The organism is Pseudomonas trutticola BRTCR10 (genome assembly GCF_056155105.1).
In genome coordinates this window covers 5,781,875-5,796,377 of the sequence record NZ_CM149552.1, presented here as the reverse complement: position 1 = coordinate 5,796,377, position 14,503 = coordinate 5,781,875, and the positions used below count along the sequence as shown (strand labels likewise).

The 14,503-nt window shown below is 59.5% G+C and carries 12 protein-coding genes; 1 reads left to right on the top strand and 11 read right to left on the bottom strand.

All coding sequences use genetic code 11. From position 1 onward, the window contains the following. Positions 1 to 78: 78 nt before the first annotated feature. The 11 genes from ACVVH8_RS26325 to exaC all read right to left on the bottom strand — a co-directional run bounded on the left by ACVVH8_RS26325 (position 79) and on the right by exaC (position 12,240). Positions 79 to 1,248, bottom strand: coding sequence for a GGDEF domain-containing protein (locus ACVVH8_RS26325; RefSeq protein ID WP_475227120.1), 1,170 nt, complete (start codon positions 1,246 to 1,248; stop codon positions 79 to 81). 313 nt (positions 1,249 to 1,561) lie between these two features. Continuing rightward, positions 1,562 to 1,984 carry a DUF4952 domain-containing protein gene (locus tag ACVVH8_RS26320; protein ID WP_475227118.1) on the bottom strand — a complete coding sequence of 141 codons (423 nt, stop codon included), beginning with the start codon at positions 1,982 to 1,984 and terminating at the stop codon, positions 1,562 to 1,564. 474 nt (positions 1,985 to 2,458) lie between these two features. Beyond that, entirely contained in the window at positions 2,459 to 3,205 is a 747-nt protein-coding gene (locus ACVVH8_RS26315; protein WP_475227116.1) for a S24 family peptidase, read from the bottom strand. 223 nt (positions 3,206 to 3,428) lie between these two features. Next, a complete protein-coding gene (ppa, locus tag ACVVH8_RS26310; protein WP_008052339.1) occupies positions 3,429 to 3,956 on the bottom strand; it encodes an inorganic diphosphatase in 528 nt (175 codons plus the stop codon). Positions 3,957 to 4,068: 112 nt separating this feature from the next. Further along, positions 4,069 to 4,881 (bottom strand): M90 family metallopeptidase, encoded by an 813-nt coding sequence (locus tag ACVVH8_RS26305; protein WP_103303712.1) that lies wholly within the window; start codon positions 4,879 to 4,881, stop codon positions 4,069 to 4,071. Positions 4,882 to 4,885: 4 nt separating this feature from the next. Next, the gene (locus ACVVH8_RS26300) at positions 4,886 to 5,536 is read right to left on the bottom strand and encodes a DedA family protein (RefSeq protein WP_103303711.1); all 651 of its coding nucleotides are present in this window, start codon (positions 5,534 to 5,536) and stop codon (positions 4,886 to 4,888) included. 375 nt (positions 5,537 to 5,911) lie between these two features. Beyond that, positions 5,912 to 6,373, bottom strand: a complete 462-nt coding sequence (locus tag ACVVH8_RS26295) for a GNAT family N-acetyltransferase (protein WP_074691599.1) — start codon at positions 6,371 to 6,373, stop codon at positions 5,912 to 5,914. A 115-nt stretch (positions 6,374 to 6,488) separates the two neighbouring features. After that, entirely contained in the window at positions 6,489 to 7,313 is an 825-nt protein-coding gene (gene eutC / locus ACVVH8_RS26290) for an ethanolamine ammonia-lyase subunit EutC (RefSeq protein ID WP_103303710.1), read from the bottom strand. 5 nt (positions 7,314 to 7,318) lie between these two features. Further along, entirely contained in the window at positions 7,319 to 8,713 is a 1,395-nt protein-coding gene (locus tag ACVVH8_RS26285; RefSeq protein WP_475227113.1) for an ethanolamine ammonia-lyase subunit EutB, read from the bottom strand. A gap of 265 nt (positions 8,714 to 8,978) precedes the next feature. Then, positions 8,979 to 10,349, bottom strand: a complete 1,371-nt coding sequence (gene eat, locus ACVVH8_RS26280; protein WP_103303708.1) for an ethanolamine permease — start codon at positions 10,347 to 10,349, stop codon at positions 8,979 to 8,981. Positions 10,350 to 10,719: 370 nt separating this feature from the next. Continuing rightward, positions 10,720 to 12,240, bottom strand: coding sequence for an acetaldehyde dehydrogenase ExaC (exaC, locus tag ACVVH8_RS26275; protein ID WP_213026685.1), 1,521 nt, complete (start codon positions 12,238 to 12,240; stop codon positions 10,720 to 10,722). A gap of 302 nt (positions 12,241 to 12,542) precedes the next feature. Between exaC and ACVVH8_RS26270 the strand changes: the two genes are divergently transcribed. Next, complete coding sequence (locus ACVVH8_RS26270) at positions 12,543 to 14,462, top strand: sigma-54-dependent Fis family transcriptional regulator (RefSeq protein WP_103303706.1); 1,920 nt, start codon at positions 12,543 to 12,545, stop codon at positions 14,460 to 14,462. Positions 14,463 to 14,503: the final 41 nt, after the last annotated feature.

The window sequence follows — 14,503 nt, the reverse complement described above, 5'->3', positions numbered from 1 at the left end:
CAGCAAACCAATGGCAATGTGGTTGTCGAGTTGCTGGCGATGGCGCTTTTCAGGATTTCGGCTTCTGCTACGGACGCGCTACGCCAGCCCCAGATACAACGAACGCAACGTCTGCACCCGATTGCGTCCCTGATGCTTGGCGCCATAAAGCGCCTGATCCGCCTCAGAAAGCAGCCGCGACAGGTCGTAACCCGATTCACGGGTGGTGACCACGCCGATACTGACGCTGAGCAGACCCGGTTCCAGAATGGAGAGCCGGGCGAAGGCGTGGCGGATTCGCTCGGCAATCTCCAGCGCAGTCGGCTCATTGCATGCACCGAGCAGGCAGGCAAACTCCTCGCCGCCGATGCGCCCGAAAACATCCTCCTCACGCAGGCTATCCATCAGGACATCGCTGAACGCGATCAACGCCTGATCGCCGACAGGATGGCCGTAGGTGTCGTTCAAACGCTTGAAGTGATCCAGATCGCAAAGCAACAGCGCCGCCGGTTCGGCCCGCTGTTGACTGTCGTCCAGCAAGTGGCTGGCGTGCAGCATGAAGGCTCGACGATTGCCGATGCCGGTCAATGGATCGCTGAACGCCGCAGCCCTGAGTTTCAGCTCGGCGCGCTCTTTCACCATCGCCAGAGTGATGTAAGCGATGCCAATGACATACAACATCGACTCAAACAGCATGAACGAAAAGAACGGTACGCCTTCACCGTTGCCGAGCAAGGCTTTGGTCACCGGCAAGCCGTCATCGGTGGCACTGCGCACGGCGTAGAACACGGTATGCGAAACCGTCAACAGCAACGCTGGCATGAATGCGACGTCCAGGCTGTGGCGGCTGCGCCAGAGTTCCAGCGTCGTCAATACGCCGTAACCGAATGCCAGCAGCGAATAGACCAACACACGGTTCGGCATCGAATGGTAGAAGGCCGGTATCAGACACATCAGCAGCCAGATCACGCAGCCAGCCAGAATCCCCGGCAAGCAAGGCTTGCGACCGACCAGTGTGCGCATGGCCGTCCAGTTGAACGCTGCACTGAGCAGCAGAACAACGTTGCCGAAAAGGATCGGAATGAAATCGGCGCCCCGATCACGCCAACTGACCAGCACCACACCCAGCGCCCCCAGCAACATCATGCCGCCGAGGTAGGCCAGTGAAGGTTCACGGGTTTCGCGATACCAGGCGTGCAGGGTCAGCAGTCCCATCAAAAAGAAGACGAAGACCGAAACGACCAGCAGGGTCGGGATATGCAGGACCATTCCATGGATTCCCGTGGGGCTCAATACCGGAATCCGGCCGGTGAAGGGGATGCGGGTAATTACAGAGGGGTGGTGATTGGGCCGGGATTTAGCACCGAGGCGGTGGAATTGGCAAGTGCTGGCTGCGCAGGGATTCACCGGAACCCCTCCAGGCTCAACCCTGTTTCCGCGTTTAACGGCGTGGTATCGGTACTGGAGATTTGGGGCGTCAAGGAAACGCCGAAATGCTCGTCGCCTGGTCCTGACGCCGCCGCATCGACACAACCTGCGGGCGTCACGCTGACGCTTACTGGCGTTGCGCCTCAAATACGGCTTAGAAATCTTCGGTCGTAACTGACGCATTGATATAAAAGAATGTTACTTCTGACCACGATTCACGCCTGTTTACGGGCGTTTCTTCGGAGCCCATTCCTAACACATACCAAAGCTGCGTATTGTTATCACGATAAGAAAAAAATGATGAATCCCAGCCGCAACAGATATACCGCAGCTTGGGCATTGCGAAGCTGCCGCTCATGTAGCGTTCAGCCGCAAGTGCATCCGAGCCTTTGACGCGATATCGAGCATTGAGCGGTTTGCCCAACTGTTCGTTGTCTTGAGTACACTCCAGAAATTCGACGAAGGCAGGCTTGTCGCTGAGTTTCGCCAGAAAATCCCCACATTGCGGTCCGGCCATCGCGCTGCCAGCCAACAGGGATAAGCCAGCGAAGACAAGTCCGCTAATCAGTCTGCTCATGTAGTTATCCACGATAAGTGCGCCAACGTATTTTCCTCGTGCTTCTCTCATACGATCAGGCGGCGAGGCCATGTATTGGGCGCCTATTGATACAGCGTCACACTGCTCAAGTTATCAGGAAGATTATTTCAGACATTAAAAAGCCGGCTTGTGGCCGGCTTCTCGGGGACTGGCTTGGTTTATTTTTGGTAAACCGCGCCAGCCTTCAAAACGTACACCCGGATCTGCGTCCGGCTGTGGGACTTGGTCAGACGTTGGTCTGCCGCGTCGGGCGTCATCGCAGCCGCTGGGAGCGGGTCGATGCGCAAATGTGGGGCGCAGGATACTGAGTTTTGCCTGGGATTCCCAGCCTGAAGTGCGGTTTAGAGCGACTGCAGCGGTACAAATCAGGATTTTGTACTGTTTTTCAGGGCCTCTTCGCGGGCAAGCCCGCTCCCACAGAGTTCTGTGTGAACCGGCGTAAGTCAAAACAACTCAGAGAAACGGCACCACTGGCCGGCGTTTGCTCAGGGTCGACCACCAGAATACCCAACCCAATATATGGATCCTTTGCTGTTCAATCTGCGCCGGGTGGAAGACTTCGTCCGGGTATTCGGCGTTGTTGTGGCTGCGCAGTCGCAGGCCGTTGCCGGGCATGCGGTGCAGGTATTTGATGCGCAGCATGCCGTCGTGTTCGATGGCGTAGATTTCGCCGTCAACGACTTGGGTCAGGCTGCGGTCGATGGCGACGATAGAGCCGTCTTCGATGCGTTCGGCCATGCTGTTGCCGATCATGTGCGCGCAGATGGCGTCGGCGGGGCGAATTTCCAGTTGGTCCAGGTGCGCGCGTAGCAGGCGGATGGAGAAGTCCGGGTCTTGAATGACGTGGGTTTTGTCGGAGCCGTTGGCGAGGGGTGTTTCTTTGAAGAATGCCAGTTCGAGGTCGTTGGGGTGGATGAATCGATAGGCGCCCTGGGGATCTTGGGCGTCATAGCTGTCGCCGTTGCTGGCAGGCGGAGTCAGGCTCGGCACCTCTTTTGTGCCTTCGCCGGTTTTCAGCCATTCGCTGTTGACGGACAGCAGGCGTGAGACTTCTTCCATGCGATACGCCGGGACGCCCCGGGTGTACCAGTTGTGGACATTTTGGGCTTCCGTGCCCCAGAACTTTGCGAAACCCGTCGTCGAGATGTTCGCAGCTTCCAGGAGTGCCTTGAATCTTGGACCGCTAGTGTTCTTTCTCATAAACACGGAGTCTACGGCCGTGCCAGAGCAGTTTGAATAAACCGGGCGTTCAAAAACGGGCTGAATTTTGCGACGGGATGTAAGACGTCCTTGTGGGAAATTACACAGGCTAAAACTTTTTTGTAGGCCTCCATAAACACTCTGTTTAAGGCGGTTTTTCCCGGGCACAAAAAACCCCGGATCAACCGGGGTTTTCTTCAAGCATCACGCATAGCGCAGGTGCTTAGCCTTTGTAGGCAGCAACCGACTTGGTGATCGCGTCGCGAGCGGCGTCTGCACCGGCCCAACCTTCGATCTTGACCCATTTGCCTTTTTCGAGATCTTTGTAGTTCGCGAAGAAGTGTTCGATCTGCTGGATCAGCAGTGGTGGCAGGTCAGTGTATTCCTTCACGTCGACGTACAGCTGGGACAGCTTGTCGTGTGGAACTGCGATGACTTTGGCATCGCCGCCGCCGTCGTCGGTCATGTTCAGGATGCCGACTGGACGTGCGCGGATGACCGAGCCTGGCGCAACCGGGTAAGGGGTCACAACCAGCACGTCGAGGGGATCACCGTCGTCAGCCAAGGTGTTCGGGATGTAACCGTAGTTGGCCGGGTAGAACATTGGGGTGGCCATGAAACGGTCAACGAACAGGCAATCGCTGTCTTTGTCGATTTCGTATTTGATCGGCGCGTGGTTGGCCGGGATCTCGATCGCGACGTAGATGTCGTTCGGCAGGTCTTTGCCAGCCGGAATCTTGCTGTAGCTCATTGGGCGTTGCCCCCGTAGTTGACCAAAAACACTTGGCCGGATTGACCAAAAAGTGGCGGCGATTATAGGCATATTCTGCCGGGCGCGCCATGTACCGAAAGTCGTGCAGAGCTTAGTCGTGCGCCTGATAGACCGGGTCCGTGGCCTGAAGTTGCCGCAGTCTGCCCAACGGATCCTGACGATAGAAAAGCTGCAGTTGCGCGTAGACCTGTGGATAAGCTTCGTCGAGCAGATCCGGGGCGCTGAAAAAGTACTCGCTGGTGACGGCGAAGAACTCGGCCGGGTTCTCGGCGGCATACGGGTCAATGGCCGTTTCGGCGTCAGGGTTGCGGTCGAGTTGATGGTTGAGGTCGTCGTAAGCCTTTTGCATCACCTCGGCCCAGTCGCTGACGCGCATGTCGGCGTGCAACGGCGGCAGGCCATTGGCGTCGCCGTTGAGCATGTCGAGTTTGTGCGCCAGTTCGTGAATCACCAGGTTGTAACCTTCCCAGCCACCACTGGCCATCACGCCGGGCCAGGCGAGGATGATCGGCCCCTGCTGCCAGGCTTCGCCGCTGTGTTCGCCATCCCATTCATGCTCGACGCCGCTGGCATCGCGATGGCGTTGCGGGCTGAGGAAGTCGTCGGGATAGAGGACGATTTCGTGGAAACCCTGATACCAGTTCAAATCACCGAGATTGAGCAGCGGTAATTGCGCTTGGGCGGCGAGCAGCAGGCGTTGTTCCTGATGCAGTTCGACGCCGGGCAGGGCGGTCAGGTGTTTGTCTTCGAGAAACAGCACACAGGCTTCGCGCAACCACTGGTCTTCGGCGGCGGTGATGCCGTCAAGAAAGCTCAGGTGATGGCGCACCCTTTGCCACATGTCATCGGCAATCGGGTGCTTCGCCAGAATGCGCCGGCGTCGCCAGGCGCTCAGCGACCACATCGGCTTAGTGCGATTGCGCTTTGGTGCCGCCGAAACGGCTACGCACGACGCCGATGATCATCGGCACCAGCGACAGCAGGATGATGCCCACCACTAGCAGCGACAGGTTCTTCTTGATGAACGGCACGTTGCCGAAGAAGTAACCCAGCGTCACCAGACCGCCGACCCACAGCACGGTACCGAAGACGCTGAAACCGAAGAAGCGTGGGTAGGGCATCTTTGCCACGCCGGCGACGAATGGCGCGAAGGTACGAATGATCGGCAGGAAACGCGCCAGGGTCACGGTCTTGCCACCGTGCTTGTCGTAGAAGTCGTGGGTCTGTTGCAGGTAATCGCGGCGGAAGATTTTCGAGTTCGGGTTGCTGAACAGCCTTTCTCCGGCCGTTCTTCCGATCACGTAATTGGTGCTGTCGCCCAGGATTGCCGCCAGCATCAGCAGGCCGCCGAGCAGCACGGGGTCCATGCCTCCGCCCGCCGCAACGGCGCCGGCGATGAACAGCAGCGAATCGCCCGGCAGGAACGGCATCACCACCAGACCTGTCTCGCAGAAAATCACCAGGAACAGGATGGCGTAGATCCATGGCCCGTAATTGTTCACCAGCAAATCGAGGTAGACGTCGAGATGCAGGATAAGGTCGAGCGGGTTGAAATCCATGGAGGCACCTGTGGTGATGGCCCGACTCGGCAGGCCTGTGCGGATGACTTGGTGTAAGCCTACAACGGGGTGTAGTTTTTCTTACAAGCCGGAAAGATCGGGATTATACGGTCTGAAAGATGAAAAGCGCGTTGGTTTTGTAGCGGGGGATGTCGGGGTGTGAGGATTTGTCAGGGAAGCATGGGTTGTCGTGCCGAGCGCTTTGTTGTGGTGATGGAGCTTGCTCCCGCTGGAGGGCGCAGCACTCCCGAACCCGCAGGCATGCGGTGAGCCTGCAGGATCGAGGTGTTGGGGCTTGGGGCTGCTTTGCAGCCCGGCGGGAGCAAGCTCCCTCGCCACAGGAACTGCCCACAAATATACCGTCGATGCAGGTGTTCAGAGCTCTTCGCTGATCGGCAGCACGTAGTTCTTGAACTCGGTGTCTTCCTTGAATCCGATCGATTCATAGGTTTTCTGCGCCACCTCGTTATCGGCACTGGTGGACACGCGCATGCGCACGGCCTGGGTTTCCTTGGCCATTTTTTTCGCGGTGCGGATCAGGTTGTCGGCGACCAATTGGCGGCGGGCGTCTTCGGCGACGTAAATGTCATTGAGGATCCACACGCGCTTGAGCGACAGCGAGGAAAAGCTTGGATACAGCTGACAGAAGCCCATCAGTTTTTTGTCGTCATCATCGGCCAGGGCCAGATAGATCACCGATTCCTTGCGGCGCAGGCGTTTTTCGAGAAACGCGCGGGAGGAATCCGGATAAGGCAGGGAACCGTAGAACTCGCGATATTTGACGAACAACGGAGTCAACAAATCCAGATGTTCGAGGGTCGCTTGAATAATCCGCATGATAGGTCTCGTCTTCAAGTGGCTGTCTTCAACTGCTCTGACGGCGATGGGAAACCCTGGCGGCCGTGTATCGATCCTGCCTGAAACCTGCGCAGAAACGCAATGCGGAAACGGTTCAGGTTGGGGGCGGACCGAGTAGGAAGTTTCCTTTCATGTCTGCACCGGCGTCCGCTTCCAGCGTCTGAACCTGCGCCTCGTCCTTCAGATTGACCCCCGACAGCTGCCGCCGGCAGGCCTCGCGCATCAGGTACAGCAAGCGATGCGCCGCCATCCCGTAGCTCAAGCCCTCCAGCCGCACGTTGGAAATGCAATTGCGGTAGGCATCGGTCAGTCCGATTTTTGGATTGTAGGTGAAATATAAACCGAGGCTGTCCGGCGAACTGAGGCCCGGGCGCTCACCGATCAGCATCACGACCATTTTTGCGCCGAGCAGTTGACCAATTTCATCACCGACGGCGACCCGCCCCTGTTCCACCAGAACGACGGGGGCAATGGACCAGTTGTCAGCACTCATCTGCTCTTCCAGGCGTGTGAGGAACGGCAATGTATGCCGATGCACAGCCAGTGCCGACAGGCCGTCAGCCACGACAATCGCCAGGTCAACGCCGCCGGGATGCGCTTGCGCGTAATCGCGCAGGGTTTGCGCCGAGTCATCGCTGAGCTTGCGCCCCAGATCCGGGCGTTGCAGGTAGCTGTTGCGATCGGTCGCCGCGCTGTGCAGCAACAGGCTCTCGCGCCCGCGCTCGCTGAGTTGCGCGCTGAGTCCGGCGTGATCAAACGGCAGATGCACCGCATCTCGCGCTTGCGCGTGAGCAAACTGAAAATCCAGCTGGGCACTGGTCGGCAGGCTGGTGCCGGTACGGCCGAGGGCGATGCGTGCCGGGGTCAGCCGGCGCAGTTCCAGCCATGGGTTTTGCGGGTCGACAGGCGGTTTTTCCATAAGACTCATCCCAGTTGCGCCAAGGCCTGGCGAAAGGCCGGCGGCAGGTTATTGCCGAAATGCACCTTGCCATCCGCTTGGGTGAAGATGCCCATCCTGGCCAGCCATTGTTCAAACTCCGGCGCCGGTTTCAGACCCAGGGTTTGGCGCGCATAGAGTGCGTCGTGGAACGAAGTGGTCTGGTAATTGAGCATGATGTCGTCGGAGCCGGGGATGCCCATGATGAAGTTGATCCCGGCGACACCGAGCAGGGTCAGCAGGGTGTCCATATCGTCTTGATCGGCTTCGGCGTGGTTGGTGTAGCAGATGTCGCAGCCCATCGGTACGCCGAGCAGCTTGCCGCAGAAGTGGTCTTCGAGGCCGGCGCGGATGATCTGTTTGCCGTTGTAGAGGTATTCCGGGCCGATAAATCCTACGACTGTGTTCACCAGAAACGGCTTGAAATGTCGCGCCACGGCGTAGGCCCGTGTCTCGCAGGTCTGTTGATCGACGCCGTGGTGGGCGTTGGCTGACAGGGCGCTGCCCTGACCGGTTTCGAAATACATCAGGTTTTGCCCGAGGGTGCCGCGATTCAGGCTCAGGCCGGCGTCGTAGCCTTCCTGCAAGACATTCAGGTTAATGCCGAAACTGGCGTTGGCCGCTTCGGTGCCGGCGATGGACTGGAACACCAGGTCCAGTGGCACCCCACGGTTGATTGCCTCGATCGAGGTGGTGACGTGGGTCAGCACGCAGGCCTGAGTCGGGATGTCGTAGCGCTGGATGATCGCGTCGAGCATTTCCAGCATCGCGCAGATCGAGGCGATGCTGTCGGTGGCCGGGTTGATGCCGATCATCGCGTCGCCGTTGCCGTACAGCAGGCCGTCTAGAATGCTCGCGGCAATACCGGACGGCTCGTCGGTCGGGTGATTGGGTTGCAGACGGGTCGACAGACGCCCGCGCAGGCCGAGGGTGCCGCGAAATTTCGTCACCACGCGAATTTTCTGCGCGACCAGCACCAGATCCTGCACGCGCATGATCTTCGACACCGCCGCGACCATTTCCGGCGTCAGTCCGGGGGCGAGGGCGCGCAGGCTGGTTTCATCGGCCGCCTCGCTGAGCAGCCAGTCGCGGAAACCGCCGACGGTGAGGTGGCTGACCACGGCAAAGGCCTGTTTGTCGTGGGTGTCGATGATCAGCCGGGTGACTTCATCGGACTCGTAAGGAATCAGCGCTTCCTGCAAAAAAAGCGTCAGCGGGATGTCGGCCAGCGCCATTTGTGCGGCCACGCGTTCGCCGTCATTGAGCGCGGCGACGCCGGCGAGGAAGTCCCCGGAACGCGCCGGGCTGGCTTTGGCCATCACATCCTTGAGGCTGTCGAAGCGATAGGTCTGGGCGCCGACGGAATGGGCAAATGCGGCCATGGGGCGGTGTCCTCTTGATTCTGTGGATAACTCAGTTCCTTGTGGGAACGAACTCCGTGGTGAGGGGATTTATCCCCGATGGGGCGCGCAGCGGCCGCAAACCCTGAGATCGCGGAGTATCAGCTACACAGCGATAAATGGGTTTACGACTGCTTCGCAGCCGATCGGGGATAAATCCCCTCGCCACAGGTTCATCTCCCGCACAAGGGAGGTGTATGCACTTCTATATAGCGGGCACCGGGTTCGAAGCCCGGTGCCGGTGCAACTAAATACCTTCGAGCATAGCGTCTGCCGGCGCTTCGGCGCGTTGTTTGGCGGTCAGCTGGAAGTACAGATAACCAGCGGCCATGAAGCCCAGGAACACGCAACCGATCAGCGTGTTGAACCACGCCATCGCCACCAGACACACCAGCGCCAGAAACAGCGCAATGGCCGGCACCACCGGATAGCCAGGGGCGCGGAAGGTGCGCTCCAGGTTCGGCTCGGTTTTACGCAGTTTGAACAGGCTGAGCATGCTGATGATGTACATCACGATCGCGCCGAACACCGACATGGTGATCATCGCAGCGGTCAGCGTCATGCCTTGCAGATTGACCAGACCGTCGCTGTAGATCGCCGCAATGCCGATCACGCCGCCGGCCAGAATAGCCCGGTGTGGCGTTTGAAAGCGTGAGAGCTTGGCCAGACTTTTCGGCAGATAACCGGCGCGAGCGAGGGCGAAGAACTGTCGCGAGTAGCCAAGAATGATGCCGTGGAAACTCGCCACCAGCCCGAACAGGCCGATCCACACCAGCATGTGCATCCATGTCGAGTTGTTACCGACCACGGCTTTCATGGCCTGTGGCAGCGGGTCGTTGATGTTCGACAGTTGGCGCCAGTCGCCGACACCGCCGGCCATCACCATCACGCCGATGGCGAGGAACACCAGGGTCAGAATCCCGCTGACATAGGCCTTGGGAATTGTGCGTTTCGGGTCTTTGGCTTCTTCGGCGGCCATGGCCGCGCCTTCGATGGCAAGGAAGAACCAGATCGCAAACGGTATCGCCGCAAAGATCCCGGGGATCGAGCCCATGGTGAATTCGTTCGAACCCGACCAGCCGTTAAGCACGAAGTTACTGAAGCTGAAGCCCGGCGCAACCACGCCCATGAACACCAGCAATTCGGCGACGGCCAGTACGGTGACCACCAGTTCAAAAGTCGCAGCAATGCTGACGCCTAGAATATTCAGGGTCATGAACACGAAATACGCGCCAACCGCCGCGATCTTCGGATCAAGCTCCGGGTACTGCACATTCAGATAGGCGCCGATGGCCATGGCAATCGCCGGTGGCGCAAAGACGAACTCGATCAGCGTGGCGATCCCGGCGATCAGTCCGCCCTTCTCGCCGAACGCCCGACGGCTGTAGGCAAACGGCCCGCCGGCATGTGGGATTGCAGTAGTCAGTTCGGTGAAGCTGAAAATGAAGCAGGTGTACATCGTCGCGACCATCAGCGCCGTGACCAGAAAACCCAGAGTGCCCGCGGTGCCCCAGCCGTAACTCCAGCCGAAGTATTCGCCGGAAATCACCAGGCCGACGGCAATGCCCCAGAGGTGCAGGGTGCCGAGTGTGGGTTTGAGCTGTGTGGTGGAAGTCATAAGTCCTCGCTGTCTTTTTTATTGTTTGATCTGTTGGACTTTCGGGTGTGGCGGTTGAAGTGGATAGGTGCTGTTCACGCAGCGGCGGTTTCAGTGCAAATCCTGAATGACGGGTACGCAAGGGCCGTGCCAGAGCGGCCAGGCCATTGGTGGTGTGTCAGTCAGGGCGCCATCGCTGGCAAGCCAGCTCCCACAGTAATCTGAGCCGAACTCAACAAAGTGGATTCACCCACAACCCTGTGGGAGCCAGCTCTCACAGTGATCTGAGCCGAACTCAAAAAGTGGATTCACCCACAACCCTGTGGGAGCTGGCTTGCCAGCGATGGCGGTCGAATGGGCGACACCGAAACATCAGTGTCGCCCTCAGGTTTTAGAAGAAGCCCAACGGATTGATGTCGTAGCTCACCAGCAGGTTTTTGGTCTGCTGATAGTGATCGAGCATCATCTTGTGCGTCTCACGGCCGACGCCGGACTTCTTGTATCCGCCGAACGCGGCATGCGCCGGGTACAGGTGGTAGCAGTTGGTCCATACACGACCGGCCTTGATGGCGCGGCCCATGCGGTAGGCGCGGTTGATGTCGCGGGTCCACAGCCCGGCACCAAGGCCAAACTCGGTGTCGTTGGCAATGGCCAGCGCTTCGGCTTCGTCCTTGAAGGTGGTGATGCTCACCACCGGGCCGAAGATTTCTTCTTGGAACACACGCATTTTGTTCGTGCCCTTGAGCAGGGTCGGCTGGATGTAATAGCCGGTCGACAGACTGCCCTCGAGTTTTTCCACCTTTCCGCCGGTCAGTAGCTCGGCACCTTCGCCCTTGGCGATTTCCAGGTACGAAAGGATTTTGTCGAATTGCTGTTCCGACGCCTGGGCGCCGACCATGGTGTCGGTGTCCAGCGGGTCGCCACGTTTGATCTGCAGGACTTTCTTCATCACAACTTGCATGAATTCGTCGTAGATCGACTCCTGCACCAGCGCGCGGGACGGGCAGGTGCAGACTTCGCCCTGGTTGAAGAACGCGAGCACCAGACCTTCGGCGGCTTTCTCAATGAAAGTCGGCTCGGCCTGCATGATGTCTTCGAAGAAGATGTTCGGCGATTTGCCACCCAGCTCAACGGTGGACGGAATAATGTTCTCGGCAGCGCATTTCATGATGTGCGAGCCGACCGGGGTCGAGCCGGTGAAGGCGATCTTGGCAATGCGTTTGCTGGTCGCCAGCGCTTCGCCGGCTTCTTTGCCGTAGCCCTGAACAATGTTCAGCACGCCCGGCGGCAGCAGGTCGCCGATCAGTTCGACCAGCACCGAGATGCCCAGCGGGGTCTGCTCGGCAGGCTTGAGCACCACGCAGTTGCCGGCGGCCAGCGCTGGTGCGAGTTTCCACGCGGCCATCAGAATCGGGAAGTTCCACGGGATGATCTGGCCGACCACGCCCAGTGGTTCATGAATGTGATAGGCCACGGTGTTGCCGTCGATTTCGGCAGCACTGCCTTCCTGGGCGCGCAGGCAGCCAGCGAAGTAGCGGAAATGGTCGGCGGCCAGCGGGATGTCGGCGTTGAGGGTTTCGCGGATGGCTTTGCCGTTGTCCCAGGTTTCGGTGATCGCCAGCAGCTCGAGGTTCTGTTCGATACGGTCGGCAATTTTCAGCAGGATCAGCGAGCGCGCCTGCACGGAGGTCGCGCCCCAGGCATCGGCAGCGGCGTGGGCGGCGTCCAGTGCTTTGTCGATGTCTTCGGCAGTGGAGCGGGGGAATTCGGCAATCGGTTGGCCATTCACTGGCGAGGTGTTGGTGAAGTACTGACCTTTGACAGGCGCGACGAACTCGCCGCCGATGTAGTTACCGTACTTGCTCTTGAACGAGACTTTGGCGCCTTCAGTACCGGGGTGAGCGTAACGCATGATGATGTTCTCCTTGGCTTTGTACTTATTAGAGAAACGCGCAAGTGCGCTTGCTATAAGCGTAGAGCAAGGGTCGGGCCACTGCCGTGCAGGGCAGTGAAATCAAGGCCTTGCGCGGTTTTTGTCGGACGGGCGGATAACGCCTGTGACGGTTTCGGTACAGATTGGGTGACAGTGTGTACCGCTTTTGGCACAGCTGGTGACCGGGCAGTCTTGCCAGCATTGCATTGCCGGAGCGGCTGGAGGATGCTGGGCGTCACCTCAAGCATTGGGCCGCCGAGCCTCGGGGAGAACAATAAGAAATGCACGACAACCATTTGAGTCGCCATGCCCAACAGGTTCTTACCGCCACCCAGGGCAAACCGCACCTGCACGGGCCGGGAGCCGATCCATCAATTGCCCGCTCGTGGCTGCGCTGTCTTGAGGACTATCACCTCGATCCGGCCCTGAGCATGGCGCCCACCGTGCTTGAGCACGGGCGCGTGCTTGAAAGCCGCGAGCGTCTGCAACAGGTGTTGCAGATCGCCGGCAACGAAATGAGCAGCCTGCATCAACAACTCTCCGGCGCCGGCCATGCAGTTTTGCTGACCGATGCGCGCGGGGTGATCCTCAACTGCGTCACTGCACCTGCCGAACGCAAGATCTTCGAACGTGCCGGCCTCTGGCTCGGCGCCGACTGGAGCGAAGCCTGTGAAGGCACCAATGGCATCGGCACCTGCCTGGTCGAACGTCAGGCGCTGACCATTCACCAGGACGAACACTTTCGCGGACGCCACACCGGCCTGACCTGTTCGGCGAGTCCGGTGTTCGATCCGCATGGCGAACTGCTCGCGGTGCTCGACGTGTCCTCGGCGCGCCACGACGTTTCGCGGCAGAGCCAGTTCCACACCATGGCGCTGGTCAATCTGTCGGCGAAGATGATCGAGAGCTGCTATTTCCTGCGTTGCTTCGATAACCAGTGGTTGCTGCGTTTTCACTTGCAGGCCGAGTCGGTCGGGTTGTTCAGTGAGGGCTTGCTGGCGTTCGACGGGGAAGGGCGGATCAGTGCGGTCAACCAGAGTGCGCTGAATCTGCTGGGGCATATTCGCGGCGGATTGCTGGGCAAGCCGGTGGAGGCGTTTTTCGATTGTTCGCTGGATGAATTGCTCGGCCGCGCGAGTGCCAATGCCAGCGCCAGTTGGCCGTTGCGCACCCGCGATGGGCGACATTTGTTTGCCGTATTACGCGGCGAGTCGCGCAAGTCGACGCCGATCATTCCTTCGTCGCCGGTTGTGGCGGAGGCGCCGCGTCTATCGAGCATTTGCCTCGGCGATACGGCTTTGCAAGCGGACTTCCGCAAAGCCCTGCGCGTGTTCGAGCGCGATGTGCCGCTGCTGATCAATGGCGAGACCGGCTCCGGCAAAGAGGCGTTCGCCAAGGCTGTCCATCAGGCCAGCCAACGCGCCAGTAAAGCCTTCGTTGCCCTCAACTGCGCGGCGATTCCCGAGAGCCTGATCGAGAGCGAGCTGTTCGGTTATCGCGGCGGCAGCTTCACCGGTGCGCGCAAGGACGGCATGCGCGGCAAGTTGCAGCAGGCCGATGGCGGCACGTTGTTCCTCGATGAAATCGGCGACATGCCGTTGGCCTTGCAGACACGCTTGTTGCGGGTGCTGGAGGATCGACAGGTGGTGCCGATCGGCGGCGAGCCGGAAGCGGTCAACGTGCGGATCATCAGCGCCACTCACCGCAATCTGCTGGAGCGGGTGGCGGACGGCAGTTTTCGCGAGGATCTGTATTACCGGCTCAATGGCCTGGAAGTGGCGTTGCCGGCGTTGCGTGAGCGCAGTGATAAATCGCAGTTGCTGGATTTCCTGCTGGCCGAGGAGGCGGGCGGCGAAACGATTCTGATCGAAGAGCCGGCGCGGCAGGCATTGCTGGCGTTCAATTGGCCGGGGAACGTGCGGCAGTTGCGCAACGTGCTGCGTACGCTGGCGGCGTTGTGTGATGAAGGGCGGATCGGGCTGGAGGATTTGCCGGTGATGATTCGTCAGGCACGGCCGGCGGTAGAGTTGGAGGTTATGCAATCCGATCATCCGCTGGAAGACGCCGAACGCTCGGCATTGCTCAATGCTTTGGAGCAGACCCGTTGGCACATGACCCAAACCGCGTTGCGGCTCGGCGTAAGCCGTAACACCCTTTATAGAAAGCTGCGCAAACATGGGATTGAGCGGTGTGTCAGTTAGAAGCCCCTCACCCTGACCCTCTCCCGCAGGGAGAGGGGACT

Excerpts from the sequence above, each read along its gene's own strand:
- ACVVH8_RS26315 (WP_475227116.1), bottom strand. The coding sequence starts at position 3,205 with ATGAGAAAGAACACTAGCGGTCCAAGATTCAAGGCACTCCTGGAAGCT.
- eutC (WP_103303710.1), bottom strand. The coding sequence starts at position 7,313 with ATGGAAAAACCGCCTGTCGACCCGCAAAACCCATGGCTGGAACTGCGC.
- ppa (WP_008052339.1), bottom strand. The coding sequence starts at position 3,956 with ATGAGCTACAGCAAGATTCCGGCTGGCAAAGACCTGCCGAACGACATC.
- ACVVH8_RS26285 (WP_475227113.1), bottom strand. The coding sequence starts at position 8,713 with ATGGCCGCATTTGCCCATTCCGTCGGCGCCCAGACCTATCGCTTCGAC.
- eat (WP_103303708.1), bottom strand. The coding sequence starts at position 10,349 with ATGACTTCCACCACACAGCTCAAACCCACACTCGGCACCCTGCACCTC.
- ACVVH8_RS26295 (WP_074691599.1), bottom strand. The coding sequence starts at position 6,373 with ATGCGGATTATTCAAGCGACCCTCGAACATCTGGATTTGTTGACTCCG.
- exaC (WP_213026685.1), bottom strand. The coding sequence starts at position 12,240 with ATGCGTTACGCTCACCCCGGTACTGAAGGCGCCAAAGTCTCGTTCAAG.
- ACVVH8_RS26325 (WP_475227120.1), bottom strand. The coding sequence starts at position 1,248 with ATGGTCCTGCATATCCCGACCCTGCTGGTCGTTTCGGTCTTCGTCTTC.
- ACVVH8_RS26305 (WP_103303712.1), bottom strand. The coding sequence starts at position 4,881 with ATGTGGTCGCTGAGCGCCTGGCGACGCCGGCGCATTCTGGCGAAGCAC.
- ACVVH8_RS26270 (WP_103303706.1), top strand. The coding sequence starts at position 12,543 with ATGCACGACAACCATTTGAGTCGCCATGCCCAACAGGTTCTTACCGCC.
- ACVVH8_RS26300 (WP_103303711.1), bottom strand. The coding sequence starts at position 5,536 with ATGGATTTCAACCCGCTCGACCTTATCCTGCATCTCGACGTCTACCTC.
- ACVVH8_RS26320 (WP_475227118.1), bottom strand. The coding sequence starts at position 1,984 with ATGAGCAGACTGATTAGCGGACTTGTCTTCGCTGGCTTATCCCTGTTG.